We start from the raw sequence: 18,842 nt of genomic DNA, 5'->3' as shown, positions 1-18,842 counted from the left end.
GGTTCCGTGAGCCCGATCACCCGCGGCGGAGAAGGCTCCTGACGATTCGCCGTGGACTGCGAAACGGGCGCTGCGCGGGGCGGCCGCCGTCCGGGGCCGCTCCTCATCGCGCGACGCACGGCCCGAGGCGAAAGCGACCGGTCCGTGGCCACGTCTGTCGACCGCATACCCTCCAAGCCGTCACGCCCGGCGCACGACGGCACCGGACCGGCGCCACCGCGGCGCGTACCCCTGCCGATACTCCTGGCGTGCCTGTGCGCGGCCCTGCCCCTCTCCCTCGTCTGCGGGGCGGCGCTCGGCGCCTCGGGACTCTCCTGGGCCCAGGTGACGCGCTACCTGTGGGCAGGACTGACCGGTGGGGCCATCGGCCCCGACGAGGTCCCTGCCTACACCATCGTCTGGGAACTGCGCCTGCCACGGGCCGTGCTGGCGGCCGTCGTCGGCGCGGGCCTGTCCGCCATCGGCGTGGCCGTCCAGGCCATGGTGCGCAACGCGCTGGCCGACCCGTTCGTCCTCGGGATCTCCTCGGGCGCGGCGGTCGGCGCCAACGCCGTACTCATCTTCGGGGCCCTGGGCGCACTGGGCATCTGGGCCCTGTCGACGGCGGCGTTCCTCTCCGCACTGCTCGCCATGCTGCTCGTGTACGCGGTCGCCCGCACCGAACGCGGACTGACCCCCCTCCGGCTCGTCCTGACGGGGACCGCGATGTACTACGGGTTCTCCGCCGTCACCACGTTCATGGTGTTCGCGGCCGAGCGCGGGGAAGCGGCCCGGTCCGCGATGATGTGGCTGCTCGGCAGCCTGAGCGGGGCCAACTGGGCCGCCGTGCCGATCGCCGCCGGAGCGGTCCTCGCCGGCCTCGCCCACCTCGGCTGGTCGGCACGGCGCCTCAACGCCCTCGCCCTCGGGGACGAGACCGCCGCCGCCCTCGGGGTCGACGCCGGGAGGCTGCGCAAGGAACTCTTCCTCGTCTCCGCCGCCGTCACGGGGGCGGTCGTCGCGGTGAGCGGAGCGATCGGCTTCGTCGGCCTGATGGTCCCGCACGCCGCCCGGATGCTGGTCGGCGCGGACCACCGCCGGCTCCTGGCCGTCGCCCCCCTGGCGGGAGCCGTCCTGCTGATCTGGGTGGACATCCTGTCGCGCGTGGTGCTGGCGCCGGCCGAGCTGCCGGTGGGGGTCCTCACCGCGGTCATCGGCGTTCCCTGCTTCATCCTCCTCATGCGGCGGCGCGCCTACTCCTTCGGAGGCATCTGATGCGGATCGACATCGACGCGTTGACCGTGGAGATCGCCGGCGCACGGCTGGTGGACCAGGTCACCCTGGGCGCGGCCGACGGACAGCTCGTCGGGCTGGTCGGCCCGAACGGCAGCGGGAAATCGACCCTGTTGCGCTGTGTCTACCGGGCCCTGCGCCCCTCGGCCGGCGCTGTGAGGATCGGCGGTGAGGACCTGCACTCCCTGACCACCCGGGAAGGCGCCCGACGGCTGGCGGCCCTTCCCCAGGACGCGGTCGCCGAATTCGACTTCACCGTCGCCGAGATCGTCGCCATGGGCCGGCTGCCGCACCAGGGGCCGGTGGCCCGGGCGTCCGACGAGGACCGCCGCCTCTGCCACGAGGCGCTGGCGGGGGTCGGCGCGGGACACCTCGCCGAACGCGGCTTCCTCACCCTCTCCGGCGGGGAACGGCAGCGTGTTCTGATCGCCCGCGCCCTCGCCCAGCAGCCCCGGGTGCTGGTGCTCGACGAACCCACCAACCATCTGGACATCGCGCACCAGTTGGAGGTCCTCGCCCTGGTCCGCGGCAGCGGCCTCACCGTGCTCACCGCCCTGCACGACCTGAACCTGGCGGCCCTGCACTGCGACCTGGTCCATGTCATCGACGGCGGCCGGATCGTCGCCTCCGGGGCCCCGCACACGGTCCTGACCACCGAGCTGCTGGCCGACGTCTTCGGCGTACGGGCGCACCGCGTCGCCCATCCGGAGACCGGAGCGCTCCAACTGATCTTCGACCTTCCCCCCGCCCGCCCCACCTCCTGAAGGAGCCTCGACCACCATGCCCAACCCCCTGCGCCCCGCGGCCCTCGCGTTCGCGGCCGCCCTGGCCCTCACCGGCTGCGGAGCGGACGTCACCTCACAGGCCGACGGGAGGACCGGCGAGTCCGGGGCCGACCGCCACTACCCGGTGACCGTCGAGAACTGCGGGGAGGAGAAGACGTACGACAAGGCCCCGCAACGCGTCGTCACCAACGACACCGGCATCACCGAGATCATGTTCGCCCTCGGGCTCGAGGACCACATGGCCGGATACGTGATGCCCGACGACAAGGGCGACCGGACGTCCGTCCCGTGGAAGGACGGCTACGAGAAGACCAAGTGGCTCTCCAAGGAGCGGATCAACAAGGAACTGGTCCTCGACGCCCGCGCCGACCTGGTCTTCGCCGGCTGGAACTACGGATTCAACGAGGGCGAGGGATTCACCCCCGCCGAACTGGAGCGGGTGGGCATCGACTCGTACCTGCTCAGCGAGTCGTGCCGCAACGGCCAGGGCAAGGCCCGGGGCGTCATGCCCCCGCTCGAAGCGCTCTACACCGACCTGCGGAACCTCGGCAGGATCTTCGACGTCGAGGACCGGGCGGACACCCTCATCACGTCGTTCCGCCAGGAGGTGGCCGAGGCGCGGGCGAAGGCGGCCGAGGGCGACGACCGCCTCCGCGTCTTCCTGTACGACGACGGGAAGGACAAGCCGCTGACCTCGGGGGCGTACGCCGGACCGCACGACATCATCACCAAGGCCGGCGGCGACCACATCATGAAGGACCTCAAGGACAGCTGGACGACGGTGGGCTGGGAGACCGTGGTCGACCGCGACCCCGAGGTCATCGTCATCAACAACTACGGCGACACCGGAGCGGACGAGAAGCGGAGGTTCCTGAAGTCCTACAAGCCGCTCGCCGGGGTGTCCGCGATCCGGAACGACCGGATCGTCGTCCTGGACTACGTGGACCTGGTCGAGAGCCCGCGCAACCCCGCGGCCATCAGCTCGCTGGCGGAGGACCTGAGGGAGTTCGCCCGGTAGAGCCCGCGACCCCCGCCACCGCGCCCGGTCCCGGGCGTCAGTCGTCGTCGACCCGGACGCCCAGTCGGCCGGCCGCGGTGGTGAGGGCGTCGCCCAGCGGGAGGGCGATACGGGGCAGAGCGTGCCGGTCACCCCGGGTCGGGTCCCTGTTGACGATCAGCACCGGCAGTCCCGAACGTTCGGCCTGCCGGACGAACCGGAGCCCGGACATCACCGTCAGCGAGGAGCCCAGGACCAGCAGGGCGCTCGCCGCGTCGACCAGCGCGCGGCAGTGCTCGACCCGTCGCGGGGGCACCGACTCGCCGAAGAACACCACGTCCGGTTTGAGCACGCCGCCACAGACCGCGCAGGGCACCACGCGGAAGTCCCCGACCTGCTCGTCCGTGAGGTCGGCGTCCCCGTCCGGGTTCATCGCCGCGGCCACCGGCGCGAAGCCCTCGTTGGCCTCCTCCAGCCTGCGCGCCAGCTCGGAGCGCGGGCCGAAGGCGCCGCAGGACAGGCAGACGACCCGGTCCAGCCGGCCATGGAGGTCCACGACGTCCGCGCTGCCGGCGGCCTGGTGCAGGCCGTCGACGTTCTGGGTGATCACACCCGAGAGCAGCCCCCGCCGCCCGAACGCGGCCACGGCCCGGTGCCCGGCGTTGGGCCGGGCGCGGCCGAACGTACGCCAGCCGAGATGGCTGCGCGCCCAGTACCTGCGACGGGCCCCGGCGTCGGCGGTGAAGTCCTGGTAGGTCATCGGGGTGTGGCGGCTCAGGCTCCCGCCCTCGCCCCGGTAGTCGGGGATGCCCGACTCCGTGGAGATGCCGGCACCGCTCAGGACCAGCACACCGCCGCCGCGCAGCGCCTCGACGACCGGCTCCAGGTCCGTGGTGCCCGGCAGCGGCTCCTCGGCGGAGGTCCAGCTCAGGGTGGGTCGCATGCGCATGCCCCCAGGGTACGGAACACGCCCCGACGACGGCGCCGGGCGGCAGGACCGCACGGGGCGATCCCCGAGGACGGAGGGGCGGGCCGAAGATCCCGGGAGGGTGTGTTTCCGGCCGGATGTTATGGCAGGTGCATGATCAAGCTGTGAGCGCGGCATAGGTTCTGCGGCCCCGGGAGGATCGGCGGCCGGCCCTCGTGTCCGCACGGTGCGCGGCGACCGCCCTCCCACTCCCTCGGCTCCGCGCGGAGCCGAGCCCCCATGAGAGTGAAGGGACAGCAATGCTGGAATCCAGATGGCTCAAGGCAGTGGGTGTCGCCGCGGCGATCACCCTGGCCGCGGCGACGGCGGCGCAGGCCGCTCCCGCGCCGGAACCGGCGGCGGAGGACGCGTCCGCGGTGGTCACCCTCCGGTACGACGACAGCCGTGCGGGCGGCTGGGAGGCGCAGATCGCGGCCGGCGTGGCCTCGTGGAACTCCAACGTCGACAACGTCAAGCTGGTCGAGGCCGCACCCGGCACACGTGCCGAGATACAGATCGTGGCCACCAGCGGCTGGCCGCAGGCCACCCTCGGCCCGGTCCGGCCCGGCGGCCAGGTCAGGGTCGAGCTGGGCAGCCAGGCGGTCGCCCAGGGCCACGACAAGACCCGTATCGCCGCTCACGAGATCGGCCACAGCCTGGGGCTGCCGGACACCAAGCCCGGCCCCTGCTCCCAGTTGATGTCGGGATCCAGCGCCGGCACCAGCTGCAAGAACGCCGTACCGAACGCGGCCGAGCAGTCCCGCGTCGAGTCCGCCTACGCGGGCGGCCTCGCCTCGCGCGTGCCGGCCGACGGACGCGTCCTGGTGGACGCCCCGTAACCGGTCGTACGAGGACGCGCGGGCGCCGGTCTCCTCTGAACCGTCGCCCGGCCACCCCGTCCCCGGCCGGCCCGCCGCCGGACCCGGGGACGGGGTGGCGCGCCGGATCCGCCCGGTGTCAGCGGTGCTTCGGCGTGAAGGGGCCGTCGTGGCCGAAGGCGTGGCGGGCGAAGCGTTCGGCGATGCGCCGGTGGGCGGCGGGGTCCGGGTGCAGGTCGTCGGGGAGCGGGAGTTCCGCGTGGTCGCTCGCGCCGTACAGGTCGAGACCGTCGAGGTAGTGCAGATGGGGGTCGTCGGCCGCGCGTTCGGCGACGATCCGGGCGAGTTGCTCGCGGATGACGGTGAGGGTCAGCTTTCCGGCGGCGGTCTCCGCGGGGTCGCCCATGGCGACGAACCGCAGCCGCCCCTCGCCCATCGCGCTCCGGTCCGGGGCGCAGGGGCCCGGCGTGGTCTCGTGGATGGGGCAGCAGATCGGCGAGACCACGAGCAGCGGTGCGGTGGGGTGGCCTTCGCGGAGGGTGTCGAGGAAGCCGTGGACCGCCGGGCCGAACGCGCGCAACCGCATCAGGTCGGCGTTGACGAGGTTGATGCCGATCTTGACGCTGATCAGGTCGGCCGGGGTGTCGCGCATGGCTCGGGCGGTGAACGGATCGAGCAGGGCGCTGCCGCTGAACCCCAGGTTGATCAGATCGGCTCCGCCGAGGCCGGCGGCCAGGGCGGGCCAGGTGCCGGTGGGGGTGGTGGCGTTGGACCCGTGGCTGATGGAGCTGCCGTGGTGCAGCCAGACCGGCCGGCCGCTCGGGGCGGGGCTCCTGAGCGGCGCGTCGGTGCGCAGGGCGACCAGGAGCGTGGTCTCGTCGTGCGGCAGCCAGATCTCGACGTCCTTGTCCTCGTCCGGCAGTCCGGTGAACCGGAGCGTTTCCACGGGGCCGGGCCGGGTCCGCGAGGTCATCGAGGCCAGATCGACGGTGAGCGTGTCACCGTCGGGGGCACTGGCCCGGGCGGTGGGGCGGCCGTCCACGAGGAGTTCGTACACCCCGTCGGGGCGCGGCGGCGCACCGGGATAGACCCGCTTGGTCGCCACCACGTCCAGTTCGACGGCGGTGGCCCGGGTGCGGAACGCCAGCCGGACCCCGGAGGGCTGCGATGCGGCCATGGCCAACTGGTCGTCGGGGATCTGCCGCCGTGCCCCCGCGGGCAGCCGGTGCGGCAGCGTGCCGCGCCCGGTCCGCTCCAGGTCGAGCGCGCCCCGGACGATGTCGGCGCTGATGGGGGTGGTCGTCCAGTCGTGCCGGGTGGTCATGGTCTCGGTCTCTTCGTTCGTCGAGGGGGCGGGAGGCGGGTCGCGGGGGAGCGGGGCGAGGAGGGTGCGGGGTCAGGGGGACGCGGGCCAGTTGCGCAGCAGGGAGTCGAGCGCGTCGAGGATCTCCGTCCAGCTCTCCTGGGAGTCGGGGGAGCTGTGCCGGAAGCCGCCGGCGGTCTCCAGTCGCACATAGCCGCTGAAGACGCTGCCCAGGAGCCGCACCGCGTGCGTCTGCTGGAGCTCGGTCAGGTCGTAGCCGCGCAGGATCGCCCGCATCATCCGGGAGTGCCGGCCGCCGGCGCTCGCGGCCGCCGCGTCCGCGTCGAGCCGGAACCCGGCTGCGGCGAAGCGTCCGGGGTGCTGGAGGGCGTAGTCGCGGTAGGCGTTGGCGAAGGCGCCGAGCGCGTCCCGGCCCGCCCGCCCCGCCAGTGCCGCCGACGCCTGGTCGGCGAGTTCCTCCAGGGCCAGCAGCGCGATCCTGGTCTTGAGGTCGTGGGCGTTCTTGACGTGCGAGTACAGGCTCGCGGTCCTGATGCCCAGCTTCCGGGCGAGCTCCGAGGGGGTCACCTGCTCGAAGCCGATCCCGTCCGCGAGATCGGCCCCCGCCCGTACGACGCGCTCCGGGGTCAGCCCTGCTCGTGCCATGCGACCCTCCGGACCTCTCACCTGCGGTTACCTAAGAAAAATATACGTTTGCCTAATGAGATTAGGCAAATTAGCGTGAGTCCCATGGACCCCCTGACCGAACAAGACATCCGTACGTCCTTCGTGAACTGCACCAAGGGCGAGGCCAAGCGCCTGTCCGTGCCCCGCGACCTCCTCGACCGCCCCTGGGGCGACCTGGACTTCCTGGGCTGGCGCGACCCGCAGGCCCCCGACCGGGCCTATCTCGTGCTCGGCTCGGGCGAGGGCCCCGTCGGCATCCAGTTGCGCTCCTCCGACGCCGGATCCTGGCAGACCCGCCGCAGCATGTGTTCGCTGTGCGTGACCGTCCACACCGGAGGCGTCTCCCTGCTCGTGGCCCCCAGGGCCGGGAAAGCGGGACAGCAGGGCAACTCGGTCGGCGCCTACATGTGCACCGACCTCGCCTGCTCGCTCTACGTGCGCGGGAAGAAGGACGCGGGCGTCGGGTCACGGCTCCGCGAGTCCCTCACCCTGGAGCAGCAGATCGAGCGAACCGTGATGAACGTCGAGGCGTTCATCGCCAGGGTGACCGGATGATCCGGGCTGTGCGGCTCGGACGGTGCCGTGCCGCACGGACAGCCCGTGCGCGCCCTCGCCGAGCGGGAGCGACATGGTCGACGGCAAGGTTCCGGACGCCGTCCTGATCGGTTCCGGCCGTGGAGGGGGCCGGTGCTCCCTCCATCGCACCCGCTGGACCTGAGCGGATGCGAAACCGTTCGACCGTGTGCGAAAGGCACCGGCCAGATCCGGGTCCCCGCGATGTGGCCGGTCCCGATGTCGACCAAATAGGTGCCTGGGGCATCCAATTGGGAGAGGTGCGGAGCGACCCGCTCCGCACCTGACACCGAGCACTGCGAGGCGACCGCTCCATGACGGAATCCACGACGGAACCGGCCCGCCAGGACCCCGCTCCCACCGCCCCTCCGACGCAACCGACCTCCACGACACCCTTCCCCCAGAACCGCGACTGCCCCTACCACCCGCCCACCGGGTACCAACCGCTCCGCGCGGACCGGCCGCTCAGCCGGGTCACCCTCTTCGACGGGCGTCCGGTCTGGGCCGTCACCGGCCACGCCCTGGCCCGCCGGCTACTGGCGGATCCGCGCCTGTCCACCGATCGCACCCACCCCGACTTCCCCGTTCCGGCCGAGCGGTTCGCGAACGTCGAGCGGAGGCGAGTGGCCCTGCTCGGCGTCGACGACCCCGAGCACAACGCCCAGCGCAGGATGCTCATCCCGAGCTTCTCCGTGAAGCGGATAGCCGCGCTGCGCCCCCGCATCCAGGAGACGGTGGACGGACTGCTGGACGCGATGGAGCGGCAGGGCCCGCCGTCCGAACTGGTCGCCGACTTCGCGCTGCCGGTGCCGTCGATGGTGATCTGCGCGCTCCTCGGTGTGCCGTACGCCGACCACGAGTTCTTCGAGGGCTGCTCCCGGCGGCTCCTGCAGGGCCCGGGCGCGGCCGATGTGAACGAGGCCCGGATCGAGCTGGAGGGCTATCTGGGCGCCCTGATCGACCGCAAGCGGGTGGAGCCGGGGGAGGGGCTCCTGGACGAACTGATCCACCGGGACCACCCCGGCGGACCCGTCGACCGCGAGGACCTCGTCTCGTTCGCGGTGATCCTCCTCGTCGCGGGGCACGAGACGACGGCGAACATGATCTCGCTCGGCACGTTCACGCTGCTGAACCACCCGGAACAGCTGGAGGCGCTGCGCTCCGGGAGGACGACGACGGCCGCGGTGGTCGAGGAACTGCTGCGGTTCCTCTCCATCGCCGAGGGACTGCAACGGCTGGCCACCGAGGACATCGAGGTGGCCGGGACGACGATCCGCGAGGGAGAGGGCGTGTTCTTCTCGACCTCGCTCATCAACCGCGACACCGAGGTCTACGAGAATCCGGAGACGCTCGACTGGGACCGGCCTTCCCGGCACCACCTCGCCTTCGGCTTCGGCGTCCACCAGTGCCTGGGCCAGAATCTGGCCCGCACCGAGCTCGACATCGCCCTGCGCACTCTCTTCGAGCGGCTGCCGGGACTCAGGCTCGCCGTGCCCGCGCACGAGATCCGGCACAAACCCGGGGACACGATCCAGGGCCTTCTGCACCTGCCCGTGGCCTGGTGAGCGGCATGGGCGTGCGGGTCGACAGGGAACGGTGCGTGGGGGCCGGCATGTGCGCGCTGACCGCGCCCGACGTGTTCACGCAGGACGACGACGGGTTCAGCGAGATGCTTCCCGGGAGCACGGCGGGGACGGGGGACCACCCACGGGTGCGGGAGGCCGTTCGGGCCTGCCCGGTCGGGGCGGTGTCCCTGACCGACGACTGACGGGCCGGGTCCGGCGGGACGCGAAACGGTCGCGTCCCGCCGGGTCCCCGCCGCCGCGCGAGGCGCACCGGTCGGATCAGAGCCCGAACTCCTGCGGGGACACCCCGAGCGCCATGCACGCCTCCCGGAGGACCTGCGCCTCTGCCGGGGCGATGTACCCGTCCGCACCGGCGATCACGAAGCCGGTCTGAACGACGGCCTTGGCCTCCACGGGCTTCTTCGCGGCCTTGGCGATCTCCTGCATGGCCTCCGTCTTGCCCTGCTGGAAGTTGAACATCATCTGATCGACATGCTTGTTGAACCTCTGCCGCAGCTGCTCCGGAGGGAAGTTCTGCAGGACGTCGTTCTGCAGGATCAGCGTCTCCACGTGGTGCCGCTCGGCGGGGTCGACGGACCCGTCGGCGGCCGCGACCAGAGCACACATCGCCATACTCGCGTCCCGGTACGCCCCACTCTTGAGCTCCGTCTTGAGGGAGCCGAGCTGCGACTTGAGCAGCCCCACCAACTTCTCCTTCGAGCCGCCGGAGGATCCGGTGCCCGGCTGTCCCTGGCCGGCCGGGCCCCTCGTGCCCTGCGACTGCTGCTGAAGCCCCTTGGCCTGGTCCTTGATGCGGTCCCACATAGCCATACGTGTCCCCTTGCCGATCGGATCGACGGTCCGCGCCCGGTGCGCGGCCGCTGGCGAATTCCTGCGTGACCGCTCGTCGGCGGCCCTCGCCGGGTGACCGGTGTGCCTCCCGGAGCGGACGGCTCAGGACCGTTGGCCGAACCGGTCACGCGTGGCCCCTCTGCCGGTCACCTCGACGGGAACGCAGCCTGCGAGCGACCGCCACGACCAACGCCACGACCACCAGAACCAGAACGACCTTCGAGAGCACTCCGACGTAACTCTCCACGAGCTCCCACTGGTCACCCAGCAGGTATCCGGCCATGACGAGGATGAAGTTCCATATGAAGCTGCCCAGAGCGGTGAGGAGTATGAAGATCGGCAGCGGCATGCGCTCCAGGCCTGCCGGAACACTGATCAGGCTGCGGAAGATCGGAATCATCCGGCCGAAGAAGATGGCCTTCATGCCGTGCTTGACGAACCAGGCCTCGGTCTTCCTGAGATCGGAGACCTTCACCAGGGGAAGCCGCTCCCACAGCGCGTACATGCGGTCCCGGCCGAAGAGAGCGCCGATCTGATAGAGGGCGACAGCCCCTACCACCGACCCCAGCGTCGTCCAGAACAGCGCGGAGAACAGGCTGATCACTCCCTGCCCCGCGGCGAAACCCGTCAGCGGCAGAATGATTTCGCTCGGCAGCGGCGGAAAGAGATTCTCCAAGGCGATCGCCAGCCCGGCCCCGGGGCCACCCATGGTTTCGACAAGGCTGGTCGCCCACCCTGCGATGCCGCTCGCCTGCTCCGAGGCGAGGGGGAAATGCTGCATGTGCGTCTGCTCCAGGACTGAGTAGGGGGCCGAGGTCGGAGTGCTCGTCAACTCGGCTTCATATCTTTCGGGGCGCGAAGGCCACAGGATCCGGCCGGATACCGAGTGAGGAATCCGCGCCCCATCGCGAGGGAATAGCGACGGAATTCCGCATGGCGCGGGATGTGAGGACACACAGCCGCGAGCGGGAGATCAGGGACCGGGGGCCACGGGGGCCTGCTCACCACAGGGGGCGAGCGCGGTACTGCTACCGCGGCGAGTGCCGGGCTACCGCGGGGCGTCGGGCCGCGCGGGGGCCCGAGGGGCTGCCGCACGGCGGACCAAGGCTCCGCTCAGCAGCGAAGGATCTGGACACGGGCAGGGCTTCGCGAACCCGGGTGCGCAGCATGCTGCCGGGCGGCATCCGCCGCGCAGTCGTGGAGATCAGGTGAGGTGGAGGGAATGCCCGCCGGCACGGGAGGAGAGGCCGTAGCGCTTCCCGCTTTGTGGCGGTGCTGGAGCGTGGCGTCACCGTCGACGCCCTCCAGCGGAGCGCTCGGCCCCGACCCGTCGAATACGGAAACGGAGTGGGAATGAGTCGACGTGTCGACGGTCCCCGGGGTCTGGGTGGAGGAACCGAGGGTGAACACGGAAATCAGCAGGAGCACGGCGATACCGGCACAGAAGGCCAGAATCTCCCTGCAGCGCATTCCTACGCTCCCTGTCCCGGTCGATTCGGCTCAAGGGCGAAGTGCCGAAGCCGCTCGGCGAATTGCCGCCGCAGGACTGCACTCTAACAGCCCGAACTGAAGCGAACCTGAAGCGCATTTCGCCGCCGGGACGCCGCGACGGCCGACGGGCGCCGACGTGCGGCCCGGCGCCGGCCGTGGAGGGTGGCCGCCGCCGGGCGCACGCCGCCTCCGGCTCGCCGCCGAAGGCTCCTGGCGTGGTCAGACCCCGCTGTGGACGCGGCCCAGGAAGTCGAGGATGAGCGCGGCCACCGCCTCGCCTGCGCTCTCCAGCAGGAAGTGGCCTCCGTCCAGGAGGTGGATCTCCGCATCCGGAACGTCGTCGGCGAAGGCGCGGGCGCCGTCGGGGCCGAAGATCGGGTCGTTCTTCCCCCACACCGCGAGAACCGGCGGGCGGTGCGCGCGGAGGTAGCTGTGCAGCGCCGGGTACAGCGGCGAGTTGCTCGCGTAGTCACGGAACAGCGACAGCTGGATCTCGTCGTTGCCGGGGCGGGAGACGAGGGCGAAGTCGTGGTGCCAGGTGTCGGGGCTGACGGTGCTCTCGTCCGGAGTGCCGGTGACGTACTGCCACTTGATGCCCTCCAGGGTCAGCGCGCTGCGTGCGTGTGCCTCGTTCTCGGGCGTCTGCTCGCGCTGGTAGTCGCGGATCGGCCCCCAGAAGCTCTCGACGAAGCCCGCGTCGTAGCCGTTGCCGTTCTGCGTGATGATCGCCGTGACGGCCGCGGGGTCGGCCAGCGCGAGCCGCCAGCCGATCGGCGCCCCGTAGTCCTGGACGTAGACGGCGTAGCGGCTCACCCCCAGCTTTTCGAGCAGTCGCGCGGTCAGCTCGGCGAGCGCGTCGAAGGTGTAGGTGAACGCGTCGGTCGAGGGGGCGTCGGAGAGGCCGAAGCCCAGGTGGTCGGGCGCGATCACGTGGAAGCGGCCGGCCAGCGCGGGAATGAGGTCGCGGAACATGAACGAACTGGTCGGGAAGCCGTGCAGCAGCACGACGGCGGGCGCCTCGGCGTCGCCGGCCTCGCGGTAGAAGATCCGCCGGCCCTGAACGTCCGTGAAGCGGTGATGGACGGCAGTCATGACTAACCCCTCTGGATCGATTTGCTGGTTGGCTCCATCATGGCGCCCGCACCTAACCTGTCAAGTCGCGTTAGAGGGGTTAGGGTGGATCGGGGAAGGGGAAACATCGCGAGGGTTGGAGGAACCCGTCCCTCCGCCTCAGGTGGTGGCTAGGGTCTGGAGAATGGAGATTTCGGGGAATCGACGGACGAGACGTGTGATGGCGGCATTGGCCGGAGCCGCTGCCGCGGTGGTGTTCGGAGTCGGCGGTGCGCTGGCCGTGGGTACGTCGGACGAGGGGTCGACCGGCCCGGATCCGGTGCCGGTCGAAAGCGTGCCCGCGGGATCGAGCGGCGGCGGTGAGGTCTCGGGTGGCGGCGACGGCGGCGCCGGGGGCTTGGACGGCGGCGGGAGTGTGAGCGGTTCCGGGGGGTCGGACGGCGGGAGCGTGAGCGGTTCCGGCGGGTCGGACGGCAGCGGGAACGTGGGCGGTTCCGGAGGATCGGACGGCGGCGATTCCGGATCCACCGGGGGCCCCGAGCCCAGTGCCCATCCGAGCGGTCCGAATCCCACGGTCGGGCCCAGCCCCTCGCCGACCGCTCCCGCCGATCTCGCGGAGGTCGCCCGGCGGATCGACGACCTGGAGAAGAAGGTCGACGAGCTGCCCACGAAGAAGGATCTGGCCGATGCGCTGCGCGCGTTCGCCGACTCCTTGGAGCAGCAGGGCTAGTCGGCCGGGAGCGCGGTCCCGGCGCCGGCCTCCTCGGCCGCGTCGGGGCCTGGGCCGTCGGAAGAGGCCGGTGCCCGCCACGACCGGGCCCGGCCGGCCGGGTCGCGGCCCGCTGCCCGGGCCGTCCAGACGCGTGTTTCGGAAGCCCCTGCTGGGTGCAGGCCCGTGCCGGTGCCGATGAAGCCTGGCAGCTCAGCGAGCAGAATCTCGGTTGCGTGTGAGCGCGGGTGTCGGATCCAATGACCGGCAAGATCACCCGGGCGCGTCCGCCTCGGCGGGACGTGATGGTCGCGCACCGTCAGCGGCCGGCGCGCGATCCGGGCGGACCGCGACCGCATCGTCCCAGGGGAGACGCCACCCGATGAACACGCCACCATCGCCGTCCGGAGCGGAGCACACGGACAGGTCACCCGTCCGCCTGGGCGCTCTGGTTCCGCTGACGCGGCCCGGCTGGGTCGAGGCGGGCCGACACCTGCTCGCAGGACTCGACCTGGCCGTTGGTGAGGTCAACGACGCCGGCGGGATCGACGGCAGACCACTGGAGTTGGTGGTTCGGGACACCGCGGCCGATCCGGAGCGGGCTGCCGCGGCCGTGGACGAACTGGCCCACCTGGGCGTGGCCGCCGTGGCGGGTGAGTATCACAGCGTGGTCGCCCGCGCCGCCGCCGCCCGAGCCGACGCCCTCGGCGTACCGTTTCTCTGCTCGTCCGCGGTGCTCGACGCGCTCACCGAGGAGCCGACGGAGTGGGTCGCGCGTCTGGCCCCGGCCCAGTCCCACGGCTGGCGGATCTACGCGGACTTCCTCCTCCGCACGGGCCGGAGTCGGATCGCCGTGGTGACCCAGCCGAGCGTCTACTGGGCGTCCGGGACCCGCGTCCTGCGGGACCACCTCGCTGCCCGCGGCGGCACCGTCCTCGAACTCGACGCGACGCTCACGCCCGAGGCCCTGTGCGACGCGCTCGTCGACCATGGCGCGACAGCGCTGCTCCTGCTGGTCGGCCATCCGGAGCCGGCGGTGCCCATCGTCCGGGCCGTCCGGGGTGACCGGCGGCTCGCGGAGATCCTTCTCGGCGCTCCGGCCGGACAACCGGAGTTCGCCGAATGGGCCGCGGCGCTGGGCGATGACGGCGCCGGGATCCCGTTCCTGCGCTACCTGCCCGAGCGCCTCGGTCCGCTCGGTGAACGCGTCGGGAAGGAGCTCCGCGAGCGGCTCGGCGAAGCGCCCTCCTTCGTCGCCTTCGAGGGGTGGGACACCGTCGCCGTCCTCGCGGGATTGCTGCGTTCCCACGGCACGGACCGGGCGGCCCTCGCCGGGTCATGGCCGCGCGTCGCGGTCGAGGGCACCCGCGGGCCGATCCGGTTCTCCCGCACGCCGGGCATCAGCGTCTGGCAATGGGCTTGGACACCCATCCACGTCGTTGACCGGGACCCGGCGGAACCCGATCGCTTTCGGATCCTCCACGCCGGCTGAGTGGGCGTGGCGGTCCGACTGTCCGGATCTGCCGAACGTCGAACGTGCGGTTCGCAGCAGCTCGTTGATGGCGGCGACGAGGACGTTCGCCTCGTGGCGGACGGCGAGCTTGTCGTACCTCGTGGCGACGGCGCGGTGTCTTTCGACGCGGTTGGTGCCGCACTCCACCGCGTGCCTCTCCTCAGGGTCGGCCCTGTCGCGCCTGGGCGGCCGACCGCCGCGCGAGCCGCGTTCTTGCGGTGGGCCGCCTGGCCGGAAGATCGTATGCCGTCGTTCAGCCGCCGGGGTGATCACACACGTGGCCGCCCCGGCTTCTTCCCCTTCGGCGACGGCGGCTCCGGCAGGGTCCCTTGCTCGTCCGTCAGATCTCCACGCGACACGGACCAAGGCCATCGCATGACCAGCATCCACTTTCGGAAAACGCCCTAGGGGGTGTCTTGTCGATCATGTGTCGAGCCAGATGAGTGTGCTGGCGAGGGTGATGGCGGCGAGGTAGCGGTCGGGGCGTTTGTCGTAGCGGGTGGCGATGCCGCGCCATTGTTTGAGGCGGTGGAAGCAGCGTTCGACGACATTGCGTCGCCGGTAGGAGGCCCGGTCGAATCCGCAGGGCCGTTCCCGGCGTCGTCTGCGGCCGGCGAGCTGGTCGGTGCGTTCGGGAATCGTGGCCTTGATCCCGCGCCGTCGCAGGTAGCTCCGGAAGGCGCGGGCGGAGTAGCCCTTGTCCGCGACGATGCGATCGGGCCGGGTCCGTGGTCGTCCCGGTCCCGGCCCGGCCACGCGGATGCGGTCGATGACGGCTTCGGCCTGGGTGCAGTCGTTGCGGTTGCCGCCGGTGAGCAGGAAGCCCAGCGGTCTGCCCGCGCCGTCGCAGGCCAGGTGGACTTTGCTGGTCAGCCCGCCGCGGGAGCGTCCCAGTCCGCGTTCCTCAAGCCCCCTTTGGCGGCAGTGTGCTGGTGGGCCCGCACGGTTGTGGAGTCGATCGCGACCAGCCAGTCCACCTCCGCCCGGCCCTGAGCGGCGGCCAGGAGGCGGTCGAAGGTGCCGTCGGCCGCCCAGCGGGCGAACCGTCCGTGCACGGTCTGCCACGGGCCGAACCGATCAGGCAGGTCCCTCCAGGGCAGACCGGTACGGAACTTGAACACGATGCCCTCAAGCACCTGACGGTGATCCCGCCACCGGCCACGAGCCCGACCCGCAGGCGGCAGCAGCGGCACCATCACCGCCCAGGCAGCGTCAGAAATCTCCCCATCCCTCATGACCGGACCAACGATCCGATGATCGGAAAGACACTCCCTAGACGCGTTCCAGGGCCCGGTGCGGGGGCGGCGGCAGCTCGACCTCGACGGTGTCGCCGGCGCGTACCGTCCCCCCGGTGCGGACCACGGCCATGACGCCCGACTTGAAGGTGAACTCTCCCGACACGGGGTCCAGGGCGAACACCTCGCCCAGCAGCCCCGGGCGGAAGTCGTTGATCTTCGCGCACGGATTGCGCAGCCCGGTCACCTCCAGGACCGCCTCCTTCCCGAGGTGCAGCAGGGTGCCGGCGGGAAGCCCGAGGAGGTCCACCCCCGCGGTGGTGACGTTCTCGCCGAGCCGGCCCGCCGACACGTCGAAGCCCTTGAGCGCGAGCTCCTCGAAGAGTTCTTCGTGCATCAGGTGGACCTGGCGCAGGTTGGGCAGGTCCGGTTCGTACGTCATGCGGAACTGGTGGCGGATCGTCGTTCCCGCGTGCACATCCCCCTCCACGCCGAGCCCGGCGAGCAGCGTGATGGACGGGCGGGTGGGTTTGCTGAACCCGTACCGCTCGTTGCGGCTGACCGCGGTGACCCGGCCGCCCATGGTGCCCTCCGTGTGTCGTCGTCGTCCGTGGTTCGTCGCCCGATCGTACGGCCGGCCCCGTCCGGGGCCTCGGCCGGTCAGTAGGGCAAGCCCTCCGATGCGGCCCGCAGGGCGGCCAGGACGCAGGCCGTGATCTCCTCGCCCGACGCCTCGGGGTCGTCCGCGTACCGCTGGGCGAACTCCTCCGCCGCCGCGCGCAGCGCGCCGTTGAGCGTCGCCGCGTGCACCTTCGTTCCCAGCGCGTCGGCGCCGCCCCCCGAGCGCCGGGCGAGGAGTTCCGCGAGGACCGGCAGGGCGTCGTCGTGGGCCTGGAGCCAGACGGCCCGGAGCGCGGGATCGGTGGACGTCATCCGGATCAGGTCGAGGACGGCCGGAGCCGCCGGGGGCAGCGCGCCGCTGCGGCTGGACCGCGTCACGAAATCCAGCAGCGTCATCCCGGGCGGCCACGAGGCCAGTTGGTCCACGGCCAGGTCGAGCCCGGCCGAGAGCAGGGGCAGGACGCAGCTCTCCTTGGTGGGGAAGTGGCGCCACAGGGTGCGGGAGGAGATGCCCACGGCCCGGGCGATCTCTTCGCCCGTGGTGGCGGTGACGCCCTGGGAGGTGAACAGGCGGACGGCCTCGCCGGCGATTTCGAGGCGGAGCGCGGCCCTGCGCCGCTGGGCGAGCGACGGCCTGGCTGCTGCCCCGGCCATCGGTCCGCCTTCCGCGGACGGCAGTTCACGCACCCGCACCCCCGGAGTCGGCCCTGTTCCGCAGAGCATAGCGACCACGGCGGAATCGGCGCATGCAGACGTCTTGTCACTGAGTGACACGAAGACCTACGCTGCCGCAAGTGACCAGCGAGTAACACCGCTGGTTCTCCGGGCACTTGCCGTGAACCACCCGCATGAAGACCCGCACCGCGCGGAGAGCCGCGCCGCGGAGAGACATGCGGTCAAGCCGCCCCGGTCCCATCTGCACCGGCCACACCGGATCCCGCGACGAGGAGCACACCGTGAGCCGCACGAGAGCCCGTTCCCGTTCCGCCGCAACCCCCGCGAACCGCCGCCCGTCGGTCCGCCTGCGCCTCCTGGCCTGCACCGTGGCCGCCGGAACCGTCTGCGCGGGCCTGGCCGCCGTCCCGGCATCCGCGGCCGAGGCCCCTCCGGTCGTCTCCCGGGGCGTCACCATCCCGGAGTTCTACACGCCTCCCGCCGCACTGCCCGCCGAGAACGGCGCGCTGATCCGCAGCGAGGCCCTGCCCCTCGGCCTGAACATCCCCGGCCTCGACGGCCGCCCGATGCCGGGAACCGCGACCCGTCTCATGTACAGGTCCACCGACTCGACCGGGGCGCCCGTCGCCGTGACCGGGGCCTACATCGAGCCCTCCGCGGCCTGGAAGGGATCCGGACCGCGCCCCCTGGTCGCGCTCGCCTCGGGCACCATGGGCCAGGGCGACCAGTGCGCACCGTCCTTCGCCCTTCAGCACCCGCTGACCCTGAACGGCGACACCGTGTCCGTGGGCTACGAAGCCCTGGCCGTCTACCGGATCCTGGCCACCGGGGCGGCCGTGGTCGTCACCGACTACGTCGGCCTGGGCGCCACGGACCGGCTGCACACCTACGTCAACCGCCTCGACCAGGGACACGCCCTCCTCGACGCGGCACGCGCCGCGCGCTCCGTGCCCGGAGCCTCGGTCACCGCGGCGTCCCGCACGGGCCTGTACGGCTACAGCCAGGGCGGCGGCGCCAGCGCGGCGGCCGCCGAACTCCAGCCCACCTACGCCCCCGACGTCCGCCTCGCCGGAACCTACGCCGGCGCGCCCCCGGCGGACCTGACCTCGGTCATGAAGGGCATCGACGGAAGTGCCCTCGCCGGTGCGCTGGCCTGGTCGATCAACGGCTTCGCCCAGGCCGACCCCGACCTGCGGGCGGTCGTCGAGGCGAACATCGGAGCCGCCGGGAAGGCCGCCCTGGCCGATGCCTCCACCATGTGCGTCGGAGACGCCCTCTTCGGCTACGGATTCACCAAGAGCGGCACCTGGACCACCAGCGGAAGGAGCATCGGCGAGATCATCGCCGCCGAGCCCCGGGCCAGGGCGGCCCTGGACCGGCAGCGCATCGGAACGCTCAAGCCGTCCGGCCCCGTGCGTGTGGCCACCGGCGTCCACGACGACATCGTCCCGCACGCACAGGCCCGTCAACTGGCCGTCGATTGGTGCCGCAAGGGCGGCGACGTCACCTACGACGCCGTCGTCCTGCCCAACCTCGGCGACAAGATCCTCACCAACCACCTCGTGCCCCTCCTCACCGACCAGGGCGCTGCGATCGGCTGGCTCACCGACCGGCTCGCCGGGAAACCGTCCACCTCCAACTGCTGGTCCATGCCGGTCCAGCCCTGACCCGCGGGACCCGGGCGCACCCGCCCGGTTCGCACCGATCG

18 protein-coding genes and 1 pseudogene are annotated in these 18,842 nt (G+C 71.8%); 10 read left to right on the top strand and 9 right to left on the bottom strand.

The window, feature by feature from the left end:
• Nucleotides 1-144 precede the first annotated feature (144 nt).
• From DTB53_RS33345 to DTB53_RS33335, 3 genes are read left to right on the top strand one after another with little or no spacing between them, the layout of a single operon-like run.
• Nucleotides 145-1,254, top strand: a complete 1,110-nt coding sequence (locus DTB53_RS33345) for a FecCD family ABC transporter permease (RefSeq protein WP_012377665.1) — start codon at nucleotides 145-147, stop codon at nucleotides 1,252-1,254.
• Nucleotides 1,254-2,036 (top strand): ABC transporter ATP-binding protein, encoded by a 783-nt coding sequence (locus DTB53_RS33340; protein WP_003964136.1) that lies wholly within the window; start codon nucleotides 1,254-1,256, stop codon nucleotides 2,034-2,036. The genes DTB53_RS33345 and DTB53_RS33340 overlap by 1 nt, the downstream gene beginning before the upstream one ends.
• A 16-nt stretch (nucleotides 2,037-2,052) precedes the next feature.
• Nucleotides 2,053-3,075: an ABC transporter substrate-binding protein gene (locus DTB53_RS33335; protein WP_012377664.1), complete on the top strand. Its 1,023-nt coding sequence runs from the start codon at nucleotides 2,053-2,055 to the stop codon at nucleotides 3,073-3,075.
• A gap of 37 nt (nucleotides 3,076-3,112) precedes the next feature.
• Here the strand turns inward: DTB53_RS33335 and DTB53_RS33330 are convergent, their stop codons facing one another.
• Nucleotides 3,113-4,003 carry an NAD-dependent protein deacetylase gene (locus DTB53_RS33330; protein WP_012377663.1) on the bottom strand — a complete coding sequence of 297 codons (891 nt, stop codon included), beginning with the start codon at nucleotides 4,001-4,003 and terminating at the stop codon, nucleotides 3,113-3,115.
• A 278-nt stretch (nucleotides 4,004-4,281) separates the two neighbouring features.
• On the opposite strand from DTB53_RS33330, the gene DTB53_RS33325 reads away from it, so the two are divergent.
• Entirely contained in the window at nucleotides 4,282-4,860 is a 579-nt protein-coding gene (locus DTB53_RS33325) for a snapalysin family zinc-dependent metalloprotease (protein ID WP_012377662.1), read from the top strand.
• Between the two features lie 118 nt (nucleotides 4,861-4,978).
• Here DTB53_RS33325 and DTB53_RS33320 read toward each other — a convergent pair whose 3' ends face one another.
• Both DTB53_RS33320 and DTB53_RS33315 read right to left on the bottom strand, forming a co-directional pair.
• Nucleotides 4,979-6,163: a GDSL-type esterase/lipase family protein gene (locus DTB53_RS33320; RefSeq protein ID WP_012377661.1), complete on the bottom strand. Its 1,185-nt coding sequence runs from the start codon at nucleotides 6,161-6,163 to the stop codon at nucleotides 4,979-4,981.
• 72 nt (nucleotides 6,164-6,235) lie between these two features.
• On the bottom strand, nucleotides 6,236-6,808 hold the full coding sequence (locus DTB53_RS33315; protein ID WP_012377660.1) for a TetR/AcrR family transcriptional regulator: 573 nt from the start codon (nucleotides 6,806-6,808) through the stop codon (nucleotides 6,236-6,238).
• An 84-nt stretch (nucleotides 6,809-6,892) separates the two neighbouring features.
• On the opposite strand from DTB53_RS33315, the gene DTB53_RS33310 reads away from it, so the two are divergent.
• From DTB53_RS33310 to DTB53_RS33300, 3 genes are all read left to right on the top strand, one after another.
• Complete coding sequence (locus DTB53_RS33310) at nucleotides 6,893-7,384, top strand: FBP domain-containing protein (protein WP_003964130.1); 492 nt, start codon at nucleotides 6,893-6,895, stop codon at nucleotides 7,382-7,384.
• 332 nt (nucleotides 7,385-7,716) lie between these two features.
• Nucleotides 7,717-8,967, top strand: coding sequence for a cytochrome P450 (locus tag DTB53_RS33305; RefSeq protein ID WP_012377659.1), 1,251 nt, complete (start codon nucleotides 7,717-7,719; stop codon nucleotides 8,965-8,967).
• Nucleotides 8,968-8,972: 5 nt separating this feature from the next.
• Nucleotides 8,973-9,170, top strand: a complete 198-nt coding sequence (locus DTB53_RS33300) for a ferredoxin (protein WP_042498028.1) — start codon at nucleotides 8,973-8,975, stop codon at nucleotides 9,168-9,170.
• A gap of 76 nt (nucleotides 9,171-9,246) precedes the next feature.
• Here DTB53_RS33300 and DTB53_RS33295 read toward each other — a convergent pair whose 3' ends face one another.
• The 3 genes from DTB53_RS33295 to DTB53_RS33280 form a co-directional block, all read right to left on the bottom strand.
• Nucleotides 9,247-9,798 carry a tellurite resistance TerB family protein gene (locus DTB53_RS33295; RefSeq protein WP_012377658.1) on the bottom strand — a complete coding sequence of 184 codons (552 nt, stop codon included), beginning with the start codon at nucleotides 9,796-9,798 and terminating at the stop codon, nucleotides 9,247-9,249.
• A 145-nt stretch (nucleotides 9,799-9,943) separates the two neighbouring features.
• A complete protein-coding gene (locus DTB53_RS33290) occupies nucleotides 9,944-10,600 on the bottom strand; it encodes a DedA family protein (RefSeq protein ID WP_003964126.1) in 657 nt (218 codons plus the stop codon).
• A gap of 929 nt (nucleotides 10,601-11,529) precedes the next feature.
• Nucleotides 11,530-12,402, bottom strand: a complete 873-nt coding sequence (locus DTB53_RS33280) for an alpha/beta fold hydrolase (RefSeq protein WP_012377656.1) — start codon at nucleotides 12,400-12,402, stop codon at nucleotides 11,530-11,532.
• 199 nt (nucleotides 12,403-12,601) lie between these two features.
• Between DTB53_RS33280 and DTB53_RS33275 the strand changes: the two genes are divergently transcribed.
• Together DTB53_RS33275 and DTB53_RS33270 are read left to right on the top strand one after the other, a co-directional pair.
• Complete coding sequence (locus DTB53_RS33275) at nucleotides 12,602-13,111, top strand: hypothetical protein (protein WP_042495352.1); 510 nt, start codon at nucleotides 12,602-12,604, stop codon at nucleotides 13,109-13,111.
• Between the two features lie 361 nt (nucleotides 13,112-13,472).
• A complete protein-coding gene (locus DTB53_RS33270) occupies nucleotides 13,473-14,582 on the top strand; it encodes an ABC transporter substrate-binding protein (RefSeq protein ID WP_012377655.1) in 1,110 nt (369 codons plus the stop codon).
• Nucleotides 14,583-15,026: 444 nt separating this feature from the next.
• Here the strand turns inward: DTB53_RS33270 and DTB53_RS33260 are convergent.
• The 3 genes and pseudogenes from DTB53_RS33260 to DTB53_RS33250 all read right to left on the bottom strand — a co-directional run bounded on the left by DTB53_RS33260 (nucleotide 15,027) and on the right by DTB53_RS33250 (nucleotide 17,113).
• A pseudogene (locus DTB53_RS33260) lies at nucleotides 15,027-15,838 on the bottom strand (IS5 family transposase).
• A 37-nt stretch (nucleotides 15,839-15,875) separates the two neighbouring features.
• A complete protein-coding gene (locus tag DTB53_RS33255; protein WP_003964122.1) occupies nucleotides 15,876-16,421 on the bottom strand; it encodes an MOSC domain-containing protein in 546 nt (181 codons plus the stop codon).
• Nucleotides 16,422-16,498: 77 nt separating this feature from the next.
• Nucleotides 16,499-17,113 carry a TetR/AcrR family transcriptional regulator gene (locus tag DTB53_RS33250; RefSeq protein ID WP_012377653.1) on the bottom strand — a complete coding sequence of 205 codons (615 nt, stop codon included), beginning with the start codon at nucleotides 17,111-17,113 and terminating at the stop codon, nucleotides 16,499-16,501.
• Nucleotides 17,114-17,415: 302 nt separating this feature from the next.
• Between DTB53_RS33250 and DTB53_RS33245 the strand changes: the two genes are divergently transcribed.
• A complete protein-coding gene (locus tag DTB53_RS33245) occupies nucleotides 17,416-18,801 on the top strand; it encodes a lipase family protein (protein ID WP_042498013.1) in 1,386 nt (461 codons plus the stop codon).
• Nucleotides 18,802-18,842: the final 41 nt, after the last annotated feature.

It is taken from the genome of Streptomyces griseus, from assembly GCF_900460065.1.
Lineage (GTDB): Bacteria > Actinomycetota > Actinomycetes > Streptomycetales > Streptomycetaceae > Streptomyces > Streptomyces griseus.
This window is presented reverse-complemented; position numbering and strand designations above follow the sequence as displayed.

Coding starts and splice junctions, on each gene's coding strand:
- DTB53_RS33340 (WP_003964136.1), top strand. CDS start 1,254: ATGCGGATCGACATCGACGCGTTGACCGTGGAGATCGCCGGCGCACGG.
- DTB53_RS33335 (WP_012377664.1), top strand. CDS start 2,053: ATGCCCAACCCCCTGCGCCCCGCGGCCCTCGCGTTCGCGGCCGCCCTG.
- DTB53_RS33330 (WP_012377663.1), bottom strand. CDS start 4,003: ATGCGCATGCGACCCACCCTGAGCTGGACCTCCGCCGAGGAGCCGCTG.
- DTB53_RS33325 (WP_012377662.1), top strand. CDS start 4,282: ATGCTGGAATCCAGATGGCTCAAGGCAGTGGGTGTCGCCGCGGCGATC.
- DTB53_RS33320 (WP_012377661.1), bottom strand. CDS start 6,163: ATGACCACCCGGCACGACTGGACGACCACCCCCATCAGCGCCGACATC.
- DTB53_RS33315 (WP_012377660.1), bottom strand. CDS start 6,808: ATGGCACGAGCAGGGCTGACCCCGGAGCGCGTCGTACGGGCGGGGGCC.
- DTB53_RS33310 (WP_003964130.1), top strand. CDS start 6,893: ATGGACCCCCTGACCGAACAAGACATCCGTACGTCCTTCGTGAACTGC.
- DTB53_RS33305 (WP_012377659.1), top strand. CDS start 7,717: ATGACGGAATCCACGACGGAACCGGCCCGCCAGGACCCCGCTCCCACC.
- DTB53_RS33300 (WP_042498028.1), top strand. CDS start 8,973: ATGGGCGTGCGGGTCGACAGGGAACGGTGCGTGGGGGCCGGCATGTGC.
- DTB53_RS33295 (WP_012377658.1), bottom strand. CDS start 9,798: ATGGCTATGTGGGACCGCATCAAGGACCAGGCCAAGGGGCTTCAGCAG.
- DTB53_RS33290 (WP_003964126.1), bottom strand. CDS start 10,600: ATGCAGCATTTCCCCCTCGCCTCGGAGCAGGCGAGCGGCATCGCAGGG.
- DTB53_RS33280 (WP_012377656.1), bottom strand. CDS start 12,402: ATGACTGCCGTCCATCACCGCTTCACGGACGTTCAGGGCCGGCGGATC.
- DTB53_RS33275 (WP_042495352.1), top strand. CDS start 12,602: ATGGCGGCATTGGCCGGAGCCGCTGCCGCGGTGGTGTTCGGAGTCGGC.
- DTB53_RS33270 (WP_012377655.1), top strand. CDS start 13,473: ATGAACACGCCACCATCGCCGTCCGGAGCGGAGCACACGGACAGGTCA.
- DTB53_RS33255 (WP_003964122.1), bottom strand. CDS start 16,421: ATGGGCGGCCGGGTCACCGCGGTCAGCCGCAACGAGCGGTACGGGTTC.
- DTB53_RS33250 (WP_012377653.1), bottom strand. CDS start 17,113: ATGGCCGGGGCAGCAGCCAGGCCGTCGCTCGCCCAGCGGCGCAGGGCC.